Raw genomic sequence first — 13,323 nt, forward strand, 5'->3', positions numbered from 1 at the left:
TGTAGGTTCATCTCCTTTTTAATACTGTTGTATGACGTTTTTATGGTTGATCTTTATGAAAGACTTTCCTGATAGTCGTTATAGCTGAATTGGCGTTGAAGTGTTAATGTACCATCGCACTCTTTGAGAACAATAGCAGGCATTGTAACGCCATTAAACCAGTTTTTCTTGACCATTGTATAACCTGCTGCATCCTGAAAAGACAGCCGATCGCCTATTTTAAGAGGTTTTTGAAATTGAAATGTTCCAAAAATATCGCCGGCAAGACAAGATTTTCCACAAATCATAATTTCGTGTGGTCCTTGATTGGGTTCTAATTTGGCATTTTCACGATAAATGAGAAGATCAAGCATATGTGCTTCAATTGAGCTGTCAACGATGGCAAGATTCTTTTCATTATACAATGTGTCAAGAACACTGACTTCTAATGTGGTGCTTTTGGTGATAGCAGCTTCTCCTGGTTCTAGAAAAAGAGTAACACCATGGGTTTTAGAAAATTGTTTTAAACGTTTTGCGAAAGATTCTAAAGGATAATTTTCAGCTGTAAAATGGATTCCGCCACCAAGGCTTATCCAGTCAACCGCAGCGAAAAGTTCTGCAAATTTTTCTTCCATGTGATTCAGCATTTGGTTAAAAAGATTAAAATCAGCATTTTCGCAATTGTTGTGGATCATTAGGCCATTTATGAGGGGTAGAACTTCTTTTATAGCGCTTTGATTGGTTTCGCCTAAGCGGCTAAAAGGGCGGGAGGGATTGGCAAGATCAAAATTGGATGCGCTGATTCCTGGATTTAACCTCAAACCCCGTAGGATGGTTTTGCTAGCGTTAGAAAAACGTTGAAGCTGTTGGATTGAGTTAAAGATAATTTTGTCTGCATAGCTACAGGCTTCATCAATTTCATGATCGGCCCAAGCAACCGAATAGGCATGTGTTTCTTTGCCAAATTTTTCTCTTCCTAAACGCAGTTCATAAAGGGATGATGATGTGGTTCCATCCATGAACTCGGACATTAAATCAAAAACACTCCATGTAGCAAAACATTTCAAAGCAAGTAAAATTTTAGCTCCAGACATTTCCCGTAAACGAGAAATTGTTTGCATGTTTTTGATGAGTTTCGATTTGTCTATAAGGTAGTAGGGGGTTTTTATCATCATTTATTCATTCTTTTTTGAAGGATCTTATTACCAAGATCAACGTTTAGTACAAAGAGTAACAGAATGTCTCAAGAAAAAAGAGTCTTAAGAAAAGAATCTGTTTCTGTCTAGAAAGAGAAAGGCTTTCTGTAATTACTGTTGTTTATTATTTTGAGTTTTGCGTTATGAGTATGAAAAAAAAATTATATTATGCTTTAGCTTTTGTATTGGTTAGCAGTTTTTTCATTATAACAACTACTCTTGTTAATTGGGGGCAAAATAGGAGTGATGCTAAAGCCAAACTGGTTACTCAGACTTCTGTCCAAGATAGTTCGGTGCCTTTGATTTTTACGGGGCGTAGAGAACTTAATGGTTTTAAAGGTTATCGTCATTATCGGCGTGGTTATCGTAAATATAGTGATAATTGGTGGTATCCTGAAGTGGCATTTGTTACGTCACCGCACTTAAGCACAAAAAGCGCATCATTAAAAGCTGTACCAGATGCTAAAAAAGTGTTTTTAACGTCTTCTTCGGAAAAATTAGAAAAAAAAGAGCCATGGATGCTTAAACAACATATTGAATCTTGCCGTGCGCGTTATCGCTCTTATAATAAAAATGATAATAGTTTTCAGCCTTTTCATGGGGGGCGTAAACAGTGTTTATCACGCTTTTTTAAAGGATAGAAATTATTAAATAAATTTTTAATTGCTTCTTGTCGTGGGCGTTATTGTTCTTACAATAAAGAGAAAACTTGCGTGGTGCGCAGCATTTTCATGAAAGCGTTTTTTTTGAAAAATTTAAATACTTTTAAGTTTTATTAAATCTTATTATCATTAAGTGTGGAATGGGGGGTGAGGATATAAGTTTTTGTTTTGTCGATGACAAAATATTAAGGACAGGATGGAGTTGAAAGAATGACAACACGGGAAGCAATGTTGATATTGCTCGTTTTGCTTCCCTTTGGTGGAAGTGCTATCATTGGCTTTTTTCGCTCGACAGCAAAAAATAATGAAGCATGGTTTGCTGGGATTGTTGCACTTTTCTGTCTTATTTTTACAATAATGCTTTATCCGGAAGTTCGCGGAAACCACGTAGTGCGTTTAGATATTTCTTGGCTTCCAGAATGGGGGAGCGATTTGATTCTCCGTATAGATGGTTTGTCGTGGCTTTTTTGCTTGCTCATTACAGGAATTGGGTTGCTTGTTGTCATTTATTCACGTTATTACATGGATCCAGCAGATTCTGTACCGCGATTTTTTTCCTTTTTTTTGGCCTTTATGGGATCAATGACGGGAATAGTCTTATCAGGTAATCTCGTCTTTTTGGTTATTTTTTGGGAACTCACCAGCATTTTTTCTTTTTTGTTGATCGGCTATTGGTATCATAATGCAAGTGCGCGTGAGGGTGCGCGTATGGCTCTAACGATCACAGGTTTTGGCGGTTTTGCACTTTTTATTGGGGTTTTATTGATCGGGTATATTGTTGGCAGTTTTGATTTGGATAAAGTGCTGCAGTCTGGAGATATGATCCGGTCAAGTTCTCTTTATAGTCCTGTCCTTATTTGTATTTTATTGGGGGGATTAACAAAAAGTGCGCAGTTTCCCTTTCATTTTTGGCTGCCCAATGCGATGGCTGCTCCAACCCCTGTATCGGCTTATTTGCATTCAGCAACCATGGTAAAAGCGGGATTGTTTTTGCTTGTTCGTTTATGGCCTGTGCTTTCTGGGACAGAATCTTGGTTTTGGCTGGTTGGCTTTTCAGGACTCTCTACATTGCTGCTTGGTGCCTATTTTTCCATGTTTCAGCAAGACTTGAAAGGGCTGCTTGCTTATTCAACTATTAGTCATCTTGGATTGATTACCACGCTTTTAAGCCTTGGTAGTCCACTTGCTTGTGTTGCAGCGATCTTCCATATGGCTAATCATGCTACTTTTAAAGCTTCTTTATTTATGGCTGCTGGTATTATTGATCACGAGACGGGAACACGTGATATGCGTAAATTGTCAGGGCTTTATCGCTCTATGCCTATTACAGCAACTCTCGCTTTAGTTGCAAGCGCAGCGATGGCTGGAGTTCCTTTGTTGAATGGTTTTTTATCGAAAGAGATGTTTTTTGCTGAAGCTGTTGAAACGCATATGGAATCATGGCTCGATTGGATTGCACCTTATGTAGCAACGCTGGCTAGTCTGTTTAGTGTAACCTATTCTATACGCTTTATTCATGGCGTTTTTTTGGGACCAAAACCTGTCAATTTACCCAAAACTCCCCATGAACCACCGCATTTCATGCGTTTACCAATGGAGCTTTTGGTGTTTATTTGTTTAGCAGTTGGTATTTTTCCTAATTTAACAATAGGACCTATTTTAGATAACGCGGTTGTGTCTGTTTTAGGATCAATGACAATCCCTTATAGTTTAGCTGTTTGGCATGGGTTTAATACTCCATTAGTGATGAGTTTTGTTGCGTTATTAGGAGGCGGATTACTCTACGCTGTCGGGCACCGTTATTTTTTATCCTGTGATGATGGAGCGCCTTTTTTTCGTCACTTAAATGGACCGCGTATTTTTGAACGCATTCTCGTGATTATTTCTTGGAAATGGGCACGTGCGGTGGAATCTATTTTGTCAACACGTCGTTTGCAGATACAGTTGCACTGGATTTTTTGGGTGTGTTTTGCATTTGTTGGTCTTTTACTTTGGTGCGATGGTTTTATTTCAGCGGGGGCGTTACCGCTTTTCCCAGTTGATATTCCCTTTCTCGCTCTTTGGTTAGTTGGCGGATTATGTGCACTTTTAGTTGCTTGGCAAGCGAAGTTTCATCGTCTTGCATCACTCATGTTGTTGGGGGGAGCTGGTTTGATGACTTGTGCAACCTTTTTATGGCTTTCTGCTCCTGATTTAGCAATAACACAATTAGTTGTTGAGGTTGTTACAGTCGTCTTATTATTGCTTGGTTTACGGTGGTTGCCTAAACGTTTGCATAATCCTACACCAACGCCTGTTCGTTTTTTCGTGCGCTTGCGTCGTATCCGTGATTTTATCATAGCCCTTGTGGGAGGTGCTGGTGTAGCATGGCTCTCTTTTGCAGTGATGACACGTCCTCAAGGTACGACGATTTCTGATTTTTTTCTCACCAAGGCTTACTCTGATGCTGGTGGTCGCAATGTTGTGAATGTGTTGTTGGTTGATTTCCGTGGTTTTGATACTATGGGAGAAATTGTCGTTTTGGGTGTTGTATCACTCACTGTTTTTGCCCTTTTACGGCGGTTTCGTCCTGCCCCTGAAAGTATTGATGCACCTTTTCAGCAACGTGTCCAGAAAGCCTTTGATATGGCACAGCCTAATCGAAATGTGGGAGATACAGTGTTGAATTATTTAGCTGTTCCTGCTGTTATTATGGGTTGGCTCTTTCCGATTATTATCGCTTTTGCTATTTATTTATTTATGCGAGGGCATGATCTGCCAGGAGGTGGATTTGTCGGTGGTGTTACTTTGGCGATAGGATTTATTTTACAATATCTTGCACGCGATATTCGGTGGGTGGAAACGCATTTGAGAGTTTTACCTTTGCGTTGGATGGGCTTTGGTTTATTGTTGTCAGTCGTAACGGGGATGGGCTCTTGGTTTTTTGGATATCCTTTTTTAACATCCTTTTTTCGATATATTCATTTTCCGTTAATTGGAAAAGTTCCCATGGCATCTGCTTTTTTGTTTGATTTTGGTGTGCTTTCTCTTGTGTTAGGAGCAACTGTTCTCATTTTAATTGCACTTGCACACCAGTCAATTCGGAGTTACCGAATCGGTAAGAAACCTGTTTTGAAAGAGAAGGAAAATTAATGGAAATTGTTCTTTCTTTAGGTATTGGTATTCTTGTTGGATCAGGAATTTGGCTTATTTTACGTCCACGCACTTTTCAAGTCATTCTTGGTTTGTCTTTGATTTCCTATGGTGTCAATCTTTTTATGTTTTCAATGAGTAGACCGCGTAGTAATGCCGCTCCAATTGTTGATCCTACTACTGTTATTAATCCAGCTAATTATGTCGATCCTCTTCCTCAAGCCTTGGTTTTAACTGCGATTGTGATTGGTTTTGCAACGACAGCTTTATTTTTAGTTATTCTCTTGGTTTCACGCGGTTTAACGGGTTCAGATCACGTTGATGGACGTGAGGTGCAGTGATGGAAGTAGGGGTGCACCATCTCCTTATTTTGCCTATTCTTTTGCCGTTAATCACTGGAGCACTTCTTCTTTTTTATGATGAACGGCGTTCGAAATTTAAATCATTGATTAGTCTTTTTTCGGCGGGATTGTCGGTCGTTATTGCTGTTTTACTGATTATACGTACTCTTGAAATAGCGCCGGCTTGCGATGTTTATCGGCTTGGCAATTGGCTCTCTCCCTTCGGAATTGTTTTGGTCCTTGATCGTTTAAGCGCCATGATGCTTTTACTTTCAAGCTTATTGGTGACTAGCGTACTGGTTTTTGCGCGGGCTCATTGGTACAAAGCGGGTTCTCATTTTCAGTCACTGATGCAATTTTTCATGGTTGGAATGAACGGCGCTTTTTTGACCGGTGATTTATTTAATTTATTTGTATTTTTTGAAGTTATGTTAACGGCTTCCTATGGGCTTGCTTTGCATGGTTCTGGTCAGACACGCGTGCGTGCAGGGTTGCATTATGTTGTGGTTAATCTTGTTGCTTCATTACTTTTTTTAGTTGGTACAGCACTTATTTATGGAGTCGCTGGTACTCTTAATATGGCCGATTTGGCTGTTAAAATAAAATATATATCTTCTACAGATATTGTTTTGTTCGAAATAGGTGTTGCACTTCTAGGTATTGCTTTTTTGCTTAAGGCTGGTATGTGGCCGCTTAATTTTTGGTTGGTGCCAACTTACAGCGCGGCAGTAGCGCCCGTTGGAGCTTCTTTTGCACTTTTGAGCAAGGTGGGTATTTATATTATTTTACGTTTAACGCTGCTGTGGTTTGGTCCTGAAAGTGAATATTTTAACCATTTTGGTCATACGGTTTTGTTTTATGGTGGGCTTGCCACTTTGATTTTTGGTTTTATTGGGGTATTGGCGAGCCAAGTTTTGGTGCGTTTGGCAGCTTATAGTGTTCTTGTCTCTTCTGGTACATTGTTGGCAGCAATAGGGATTGGCAATGCAGCACTGACAGCAGGTGCACTTTTTTATATTGTTTCTTCAACTTTAGCACTGGGAGCTTTTTTTCTTTTGGTAGAGTTGGTTGAACGCTGTCAAGATGTGGCTGCTAATGTTCTGGCTGTCACAATGGAGGTTTATGGTGATGATGAAGAGGAGGAAGAAGATGAAGTTGGCACATATCTCCCTGTAACCTTGGCAATTCTTGGGGCTTGTTTTGGTATCTGTGCCATTTTGATTATTGGATTGCCACCTTTTTCTGGTTTTGTTGCTAAACTTATGATGTTCATGGCAGTTTTAAACCATAGTAGAGAGGATTTTTTTGCCTCTCTTCCGGTTTATCATGATTGGCTTTTTGTGGTTTTTGTCACCCTCTCAGGTTTTGCAGCTTTGATTGCACTGACACGAACGGGGATTCGAACTTTTTGGGTTTCTCTTGAAGGTCGCGTTCCCCGTGTGCAGGTGATAGAATTTGCGCCTATTGCTGTTCTTCTTGCCTTGTGTTTTCTTATAACAATTGTAGCCGGTCCTGTTAGTCATTATATGTCTGAAACTGCTAAGACTTTGTATGAACCTCAGAATTATATTGGGAGCGTTTTAACGGATTTTTCTCTCGAAAAGAGGGAGATGAATAAATGAATCGTTTTTGTCCTTCTCCTTTTTTCAGTGGTGTCATTGTCCTTATGTGGCTTATTTTAAATGGTTTTAGTTTAGGGCAATTGTTTTTAGGTATTATAACCGCTTTGTTTTGTGGTTGGATGATACGGCTTCTTGAGCCGGAGAAGGTTGCTATTAAAAACTGGAGTGCGGTTTTTCGTCTTATTTTTCGAGTCTTGATAGATTCTATATCCTCAAATATCTCGGTGGCTTGGTTTGTTTTAACAAAAAGGTCTCGAAAACAGCGATCTGGCTTTATTGTAGTGCCTCTTCTGCTTCATAATCGCACTGCTTTGGCTATTTTAGCGTGCATCCTTTCGGCAACTCCTGGAACGGCTTGGGTTGCCTATAATAGTAAAAAGGGTGAGCTTTTGCTCCATGTCTTAAATTTAAAAAAAGGATATAATTATCAACGATTGATAAAACAACGGTATGAGCAATTACTTTTGGAGATTTTCTTATGAGTATGGTGATCCTTTATTGGGGGCTTTTCTTTTCACAGTTTTTTTTAAGTTTGGCGGTGGTCTTCGCATTGTTTCGGTTGATTCGTGGTCCACGGGCACAGGATAGAATTGTTGGTTTGGATGCTCTTTATATAACCACTGTTCTTTTGTTTCTTACATTCGATATCCGTTCAGGAACAACCATTTATTTTGTTGCTGCCCTCATTATTGGGTTGTTGGGGTCTGTTTCAAGCATCGCTTTAGCGAAGTTTCTTATGCGGGGGGAGGTTATTGAATGAAAGATGACGTATCGCTTGTGGTGGCTATTGCTATCACGGTTTTCTTAATATTAGGGTCTGGATTGACACTGATCGCAACGATAGGTTTGGTGCGCTTTTCCAGTTTTTATGAGCGTTTGCATATGCTTTCAGTGTGTACGAGTTGGGGTGTTGGTAGCATTCTTATTTCTTCATTTCTTTATTCAATATTTGTGGACCATTATTTTGTTTTTCATGAAGTGTTGCTGATGTTTTTTTTGTTTTTAACAGCACCGGTAGCTTCTATGTTGCTCTCACATACAGCAGCTTATCGACATCATTCAGAAGAACAGTCAGAAAAACCGCTGGCTCTTTTATTAAACCAGACGGAGGAAAAGTTACTCACGTCAGAAGGAACATCAAGCGATGAGAGCCAGCGCGGTTCTTGAAATGTAAGAACCTTCCTTATTCTGTGCTTTTTTCTTCTACACACGTGAGGGACGTTGCGTGGTCTTCAGTAAGGGTATTGTAGAATGAGGCCTCGTTTCCTTTTGTCCACCAAACATATTCACCCCCTACATATTTTGCTCCAGAAGCAGAAACGACATTGGAAGCGATGATGCGCTTTCCATTCCATTTGAGATCAACTAATGCAATATCATTGGTAGTGTAGTAGGTTGCTTCAACACGTTCTTTTTTTGTTTCATTGCTGCATTGATAGACAGCGGTTTCTTTTTTTGGTTCTGAATCGTCTGGTACCTCAATGACTAAAGAGCCGGCAAAGGCACTCGTTGAGCTAAAAAGCGATAGATTTAAAACGACTAAAAACCGTAAATTAAAAAGAGTTTTTTTCATAATGATTCCTTCGTTATTTAGAACAACAATGTTGATTCATCTTTACAGTGGATGGGGGTTTTTCTTTCTGGATCACGAAGATGATCGTAAAGTGTGACTTCGTTGTTCTTTTTCCACCAAATATACCAGCTTCCTTCGTATTTTTCCCCTGTGTCTGCGACTACATTTGCAGCAACGACGCGCTCTCCTTTCCATTTGAAATCAACCAACGAAATATTATCAGCATTGAGATAGACCGCTTCAACGCGTTCTTTACCTGTTCCAGTATCACACTGATAGGTAATGGTCTCTGTTTTTGGCTCTGGGTTGTCTGGTACCTCAATGATAAAAGAACCAGCTAAGCTATTGTTTGAGCTGAAGATTGATAAACTTAAAGCGGTGAAAAATCCTAAAAAATGTAAAGTTTTTTTCATGATGCTTCCCTATATTCCTATATTGTTCACAAAGAATAATTTGATTGATACAATGGTGTCTACGGCAGGATTCGAACCTGCGACCCCAGGATTCATACCACTTCGATTTTCACCGCCAGCTTTTCATGGCTGTTTGTGGTCTGGACTGTCTCTTCACCTTGAAGCTTTTAGCTCTTTAGGTGCTGCCCGTTCAGTCTCTACACCTTTCTCTCATTTGAGGAGAGACTTGGCTCGGGATTGGCATTGGCATATAGTCTCCCATGAAGCTTTCCCCGAATTTGAGCAGATCCACTTTGAGGATTTCTCCTTAAAGCGCCCAATTTCTTTAGGAATCCTGTGCTCTATCCTACTGAGCTACGCAGACATCATCATACTTATTCCTTTAATAGAAGTATAAAAACGAATCAATTATATTCAATATGAATTAACGAATTTCTGCTAATTTTTGTTCCAGAAAAGTCAAAACTGCTTCCGGAGAGACATTTTTTGCAATAAATGATTGACCAAGTCCGCGTGTTAAGATGAAGGTCAAATTGTTTTGCGAAACTTTTTTATCTTGGGCAATGAGAGTCATTAAAGTGTCAGAATCTGGTAACTTCCCTGGGATATCCTTTAATTGTGTAGGCAACCCTATAGATTTGAAGTGTGCTTCAATACGTTGTGTAAGTGTGGGACTTATCAAATTTAGTTGAGCAGAGAATTGATGCGCTAGAATCATTCCAATTGCTACAGCTTCGCCATGGATTAAGCGGTCTGAGTCATAGGCGGTTGCTGTTTCAAGCATGTGTCCAAATGTATGGCCGAGATTTAAGAGCGCGCGCTCTCCTGCTTCGTGTTCGTCACGTGCTACAATGGCAGCTTTAAATTGGCATGAGCGGACAATAGCTTCTGTTCGTATTGGGCCATTGGAAAAAATTTCTTTCCCATTTTTTTCAAGCCACTCAAAAAAATCAGGCTGGTTAATGAGTCCATATTTAACCATTTCTGCGTAACCAGCACGAAATTCGCGCGGTGGTAGGGTATCAAGAAGACATGTGTCAGCAATAACGCATTGCGGTTGATAAAAAGTACCAATAAGATTTTTACCATATTGGCTATTGATTCCAGTTTTTCCACCAACGGAGGAATCAATTTGTGCAAGAAGCGTTGTGGGCATTTGAATGAAGTTCATACCACGGCGGATTATACTTGCCGCAAATCCTGCTAGATCGCCAATGACACCACCACCAAAAGCAATAACACAATCGCCTCTTTCTAAACGCGCAGCAAGAATTTGACCGATGACAATTTGCAGGGTTGAAAATGATTTTGATTGTTCTCCTGCTTCTACAATAATAGGGACAGTATGAATTTTATTTTTTATTAACTCTGCTTGTAATATTTCCAAATGAAGAGAAGCAACATTTGTATCTGTAACAAGTGCCAAGCGCGTTGGATGAGGATCTTTTTTGTTAAGAGCATGTTTAATCTGTGAAGCAGCTTGTGCAATCAGATTCGGACCAATGATGATATCGTAACAGTGTTTGTCCAGTTTAACAGTGACGGTCTTTGTTTGCATGCTGGTTGTCCCTATTGTTAATTTCTGTGTATAGGTAGTGCTGTACAGATCGTATAACATTTTGTGCTACGGTATGACGGCTTTCTTTATGACTGTTAATTGTTAAGTTTGCCTTTGCATAGATAGGATAACGCTGTTCCATGAGTTTTTGCATGGTTTCTTTAGGATTAGCTGTTTGAAGCAGGGGGCGTGCTGGGTGTTTTGAGACACGTTTCATGAGGATATCAAGATCGACTTTTAGCCATATGGATATACCATTTTGGTGAATGGCTTTTCGGATATTTTCATTTATGTAGGCACCACCACCTGTTGCTAAAACAAGGGGACTTTTTTTTATGAGGTTTAGAATAACACGCTGTTCAAGAGCACGAAATTCTGATTCACCATAAATTTCAAAGAGTTCAGTGATTGTCATTTGCGCAGCTTTTTCAATTTCTTGGTCAGAATCATAAAAGGGTAAACGGAGCATGGTGGCGACGCGTTTTCCGATCACTGATTTTCCTGCCCCCATAAGACCAACAAGGACAAGTACTCTTTTATCAAGGGACGATAAGAGCTGATTCTTTATTTGTGTTATGGGGACGCGTTTTGGTCGATTGCTTTTCATAACTTTATTTCGGCATTTATCCATCTTAAAGTCAATTCCTGTTAATCTTTGTGAGGCATAATACGAGATAGAATATTTTTGGTAGGTTATTATCTTATGCCAACATTGACCAGATTTTTGATGATTCTTTTCATTTTGCTTTCTGTTCTTTTCATTATAATGGGTGCTCTTGTGGTTTGGGTTGAACCAGTAACTGTGGATATGTACATTGATGTCCCCTTGGATTCATGGAATCTTTCTACGGAAGCGAATCAATGAAATGAAAAGTGGTGCTGTGATAGATCATTTTCTTGAGATGATGAGCGCGGAGAGAGGGGCTTCACCTCATACGCTTGCGGCTTATCAGCATGATTTGCAGTGGGCACAAGACGAATTGTCTTCACACTCTGTTTCGCTTTTTTCAGCACAAAAAGAAGATTTAATTGCCCTTTTGTCGCTTATGCATACTTTTGGTTTTGCGGCATCGTCGCAAGCGCGCCGTTTATCAACTTTACGTCAGTTTTATCAATTCCTTTATGCTGAAGGGTTGAGAGCAGATGATCCCTCTCATGATATTGATGCACCTCGCCAAGGGCGTCCTTTGCCAAAAATCATGAGTGAAGATGCAGTGATAAAATTGCTTGATTTAGCACAGTTAGAAGTTAATCAAGCTCATTATGGATCTAAGGATTATCTGCGTGCATTGCGTCTTCAGCTATTGAGTGAAATGCTTTATGCAACAGGATTACGCATTAGTGAATTGGTGAGTCTGCCTGTGCAGGCTGTTCGGGGGAAAGCATACAGCATTTTGGTTCGTGGTAAAGGCAAAAAAGAACGAATGGTGCTGTTATCAAAAAAAGCATATCAAGTTCTTTTGCAGTGGTTAAATTTGCGTGATCAGGGAAAGGATGCCGCAAGTTCTTATCTTTTTCCAGCGCATTCAGAAACAGGGTATATTGCGCGTCAAGTTGTTGCACGGGAGTTGAAAAATCTCGCCACAAGGGCAGGAATTGAAAGTAAACACTTTTCTCCCCATGTGTTGCGCCATGCTTTTGCTAGCCATCTTTTGCAAAATGGTGCTGATTTGCGTGCCGTTCAACATTTGTTAGGTCACTCTGATATTTCTACCACTCAGATTTATACCCATGTGTTGGAAGAGGGACTTTATCGTTTAGTTAATGAGCATCATCCACTTGCCGATGAGCAAAAGGCTCGTTAAAGAAAAGGTGATGTTTTTGAAAAAGACTTTATAAAGCAAATTATAAGTGTATAAGTGACACTGAATGAGTTGGTACAAATGTATAATTATCTTGATTTTGAAAAACCAGTTGCTGATCTTGATGGGAAAATTCTTGAATTAAAAAAAATTTCTCAGGAAAAAGGCAGTCTTGATATGAGTGATGAGATTGCTCGTCTTGAAACGCGTTCCCAAACAGCGTTGCGCGATATTTATAAAAAATTATCGCCGTGGCAAAAAACACAAGTCGCTCGTCATCCTGATCGTCCCCATTTTATGGACTATTCTAAACGCTTATTGAATGATGTTACACCTTTGGCAGGAGATCGCAAGTTTGCTGAAGATGAGGCTATTCAAGCTGGGTTTGCACGCTTTAGGGGAGAAGCAGTTGCTTATATCGGTCAAGAGAAAGGTCACGATACGCAAACACGTTTGCGTTATAATTTTGGTTCTGCACGTCCAGAAGGCTATCGTAAAGCTGTACGTATTATGGAAATGGCTGACCGCTTTGGTTTGCCACTTCTCACTTTTATTGATACAGCAGGTGCTTATCCTGGTGTGAGTGCTGAAGAACGTGGGCAAGCGGAAGCAATTGCTCAATCAACAGCTGCAACTTTGCGTTTGAAAGTTCCTGTGGTTTCCGTTGTTATTGGAGAAGGCGGTTCTGGAGGGGCGATAGCAATCGCGGCTGCCAACAAAGTTTATATGTTGGAGCACGCAATTTACTCTGTTATTTCACCAGAAGGAGCAGCTTCTATTTTATGGCGTGATCCAGCTCGTGCAAAAGATGCTGCAATGAATATGCGTATTACCGCTCAAGATTTATATCGCTTAAAGATTATTGATGGCATTATTTCGGAACCTTTAGGGGGAGCGCATCGTGGCAAAGAGATTGTCATTGATGCAACGGGTGATGTTATTTCGGAGGCTTTAAAAGTTATGGCTGGAAAAGATGGTGAAGCTCTTAAACAAGAGCGAAGGGAAAAATACCTTCAAATTGGTCGATCTCTAACATAGGTTATTT

At 39.9% G+C, this 13,323-nt stretch carries 14 protein-coding genes; 9 read left to right on the forward strand and 5 right to left on the reverse strand.

Going from position 1 to position 13,323, the window contains the following annotated elements; all coding sequences use genetic code 11:
* Nucleotides 1-53: 53 nt before the first annotated feature.
* Nucleotides 54-1,151 (reverse strand): carboxynorspermidine decarboxylase, encoded by a 1,098-nt coding sequence (locus ACFIK8_RS00785; RefSeq protein WP_375644418.1) that lies wholly within the window; start codon nucleotides 1,149-1,151, stop codon nucleotides 54-56.
* A gap of 167 nt (nucleotides 1,152-1,318) precedes the next feature.
* Here ACFIK8_RS00785 and ACFIK8_RS00790 point away from each other — a divergent pair, with 167 nt between their 5' ends.
* From ACFIK8_RS00790 to mnhG, 7 genes are all read left to right on the forward strand, one after another.
* Nucleotides 1,319-1,816, forward strand: coding sequence for a BA14K family protein (locus ACFIK8_RS00790; RefSeq protein WP_375644339.1), 498 nt, complete (start codon nucleotides 1,319-1,321; stop codon nucleotides 1,814-1,816).
* Between the two features lie 231 nt (nucleotides 1,817-2,047).
* A complete protein-coding gene (locus ACFIK8_RS00795; RefSeq protein WP_375646923.1) occupies nucleotides 2,048-4,969 on the forward strand; it encodes a monovalent cation/H+ antiporter subunit A in 2,922 nt (973 codons plus the stop codon).
* Complete coding sequence (locus ACFIK8_RS00800) at nucleotides 4,969-5,310, forward strand: Na+/H+ antiporter subunit C (RefSeq protein WP_015857096.1); 342 nt, start codon at nucleotides 4,969-4,971, stop codon at nucleotides 5,308-5,310. The genes ACFIK8_RS00795 and ACFIK8_RS00800 overlap by 1 nt, the downstream gene beginning before the upstream one ends.
* Entirely contained in the window at nucleotides 5,310-6,932 is a 1,623-nt protein-coding gene (locus ACFIK8_RS00805; RefSeq protein ID WP_375635339.1) for a monovalent cation/H+ antiporter subunit D, read from the forward strand. The genes ACFIK8_RS00800 and ACFIK8_RS00805 overlap by 1 nt, the downstream gene beginning before the upstream one ends.
* Nucleotides 6,929-7,414: a Na+/H+ antiporter subunit E gene (locus tag ACFIK8_RS00810; protein ID WP_375644337.1), complete on the forward strand. Its 486-nt coding sequence runs from the start codon at nucleotides 6,929-6,931 to the stop codon at nucleotides 7,412-7,414. The genes ACFIK8_RS00805 and ACFIK8_RS00810 overlap by 4 nt, the downstream gene beginning before the upstream one ends.
* Complete coding sequence (locus tag ACFIK8_RS00815) at nucleotides 7,411-7,692, forward strand: K+/H+ antiporter subunit F (RefSeq protein ID WP_375635337.1); 282 nt, start codon at nucleotides 7,411-7,413, stop codon at nucleotides 7,690-7,692. The genes ACFIK8_RS00810 and ACFIK8_RS00815 overlap by 4 nt, the downstream gene beginning before the upstream one ends.
* Entirely contained in the window at nucleotides 7,689-8,099 is a 411-nt protein-coding gene (gene mnhG / locus ACFIK8_RS00820) for a monovalent cation/H(+) antiporter subunit G (protein WP_375644336.1), read from the forward strand. Before ACFIK8_RS00815 ends, mnhG begins: the two co-directional genes overlap by 4 nt.
* A 16-nt stretch (nucleotides 8,100-8,115) precedes the next feature.
* Here mnhG and ACFIK8_RS00825 read toward each other — a convergent pair whose 3' ends face one another.
* The 4 genes from ACFIK8_RS00825 to ACFIK8_RS00840 form a co-directional block, all read right to left on the reverse strand.
* Nucleotides 8,116-8,505 carry an MliC family protein gene (locus ACFIK8_RS00825; protein ID WP_375635335.1) on the reverse strand — a complete coding sequence of 130 codons (390 nt, stop codon included), beginning with the start codon at nucleotides 8,503-8,505 and terminating at the stop codon, nucleotides 8,116-8,118.
* A gap of 17 nt (nucleotides 8,506-8,522) precedes the next feature.
* Complete coding sequence (locus ACFIK8_RS00830; protein WP_375635334.1) at nucleotides 8,523-8,918, reverse strand: MliC family protein; 396 nt, start codon at nucleotides 8,916-8,918, stop codon at nucleotides 8,523-8,525.
* A 424-nt stretch (nucleotides 8,919-9,342) separates the two neighbouring features.
* On the reverse strand, nucleotides 9,343-10,476 hold the full coding sequence (aroB, locus tag ACFIK8_RS00835; RefSeq protein WP_375644335.1) for a 3-dehydroquinate synthase: 1,134 nt from the start codon (nucleotides 10,474-10,476) through the stop codon (nucleotides 9,343-9,345).
* Nucleotides 10,451-11,083: a shikimate kinase gene (locus ACFIK8_RS00840; RefSeq protein WP_375647004.1), complete on the reverse strand. Its 633-nt coding sequence runs from the start codon at nucleotides 11,081-11,083 to the stop codon at nucleotides 10,451-10,453. Before ACFIK8_RS00840 ends, aroB begins: the two co-directional genes overlap by 26 nt.
* 259 nt (nucleotides 11,084-11,342) lie before the next feature.
* Here ACFIK8_RS00840 and ACFIK8_RS00845 point away from each other — a divergent pair, with 259 nt between their 5' ends.
* Both ACFIK8_RS00845 and ACFIK8_RS00850 read left to right on the forward strand, forming a co-directional pair.
* The gene (locus ACFIK8_RS00845) at nucleotides 11,343-12,281 is read left to right on the forward strand and encodes a site-specific tyrosine recombinase XerD (protein ID WP_375652534.1); all 939 of its coding nucleotides are present in this window, start codon (nucleotides 11,343-11,345) and stop codon (nucleotides 12,279-12,281) included.
* Nucleotides 12,282-12,359: 78 nt separating this feature from the next.
* A complete protein-coding gene (locus ACFIK8_RS00850; protein ID WP_375635466.1) occupies nucleotides 12,360-13,316 on the forward strand; it encodes an acetyl-CoA carboxylase carboxyltransferase subunit alpha in 957 nt (318 codons plus the stop codon).
* Nucleotides 13,317-13,323 lie beyond the last annotated feature (7 nt).

Source organism: Bartonella sp. MR168JLCBS (assembly GCF_042194175.1).

Coding starts and splice junctions, on each gene's coding strand:
- ACFIK8_RS00795 (WP_375646923.1), top strand. CDS start 2,048: ATGACAACACGGGAAGCAATGTTGATATTGCTCGTTTTGCTTCCCTTT.
- ACFIK8_RS00815 (WP_375635337.1), top strand. CDS start 7,411: ATGAGTATGGTGATCCTTTATTGGGGGCTTTTCTTTTCACAGTTTTTT.
- ACFIK8_RS00790 (WP_375644339.1), top strand. CDS start 1,319: ATGAGTATGAAAAAAAAATTATATTATGCTTTAGCTTTTGTATTGGTT.
- ACFIK8_RS00845 (WP_375652534.1), top strand. CDS start 11,343: ATGAAAAGTGGTGCTGTGATAGATCATTTTCTTGAGATGATGAGCGCG.
- mnhG (WP_375644336.1), top strand. CDS start 7,689: ATGAAAGATGACGTATCGCTTGTGGTGGCTATTGCTATCACGGTTTTC.
- ACFIK8_RS00830 (WP_375635334.1), bottom strand. CDS start 8,918: ATGAAAAAAACTTTACATTTTTTAGGATTTTTCACCGCTTTAAGTTTA.
- ACFIK8_RS00805 (WP_375635339.1), top strand. CDS start 5,310: ATGGAAGTAGGGGTGCACCATCTCCTTATTTTGCCTATTCTTTTGCCG.
- ACFIK8_RS00810 (WP_375644337.1), top strand. CDS start 6,929: ATGAATCGTTTTTGTCCTTCTCCTTTTTTCAGTGGTGTCATTGTCCTT.
- ACFIK8_RS00800 (WP_015857096.1), top strand. CDS start 4,969: ATGGAAATTGTTCTTTCTTTAGGTATTGGTATTCTTGTTGGATCAGGA.
- ACFIK8_RS00825 (WP_375635335.1), bottom strand. CDS start 8,505: ATGAAAAAAACTCTTTTTAATTTACGGTTTTTAGTCGTTTTAAATCTA.
- aroB (WP_375644335.1), bottom strand. CDS start 10,476: ATGCAAACAAAGACCGTCACTGTTAAACTGGACAAACACTGTTACGAT.
- ACFIK8_RS00785 (WP_375644418.1), bottom strand. CDS start 1,151: ATGATAAAAACCCCCTACTACCTTATAGACAAATCGAAACTCATCAAA.
- ACFIK8_RS00850 (WP_375635466.1), top strand. CDS start 12,360: ATGTATAATTATCTTGATTTTGAAAAACCAGTTGCTGATCTTGATGGG.
- ACFIK8_RS00840 (WP_375647004.1), bottom strand. CDS start 11,083: ATGAAAAGCAATCGACCAAAACGCGTCCCCATAACACAAATAAAGAAT.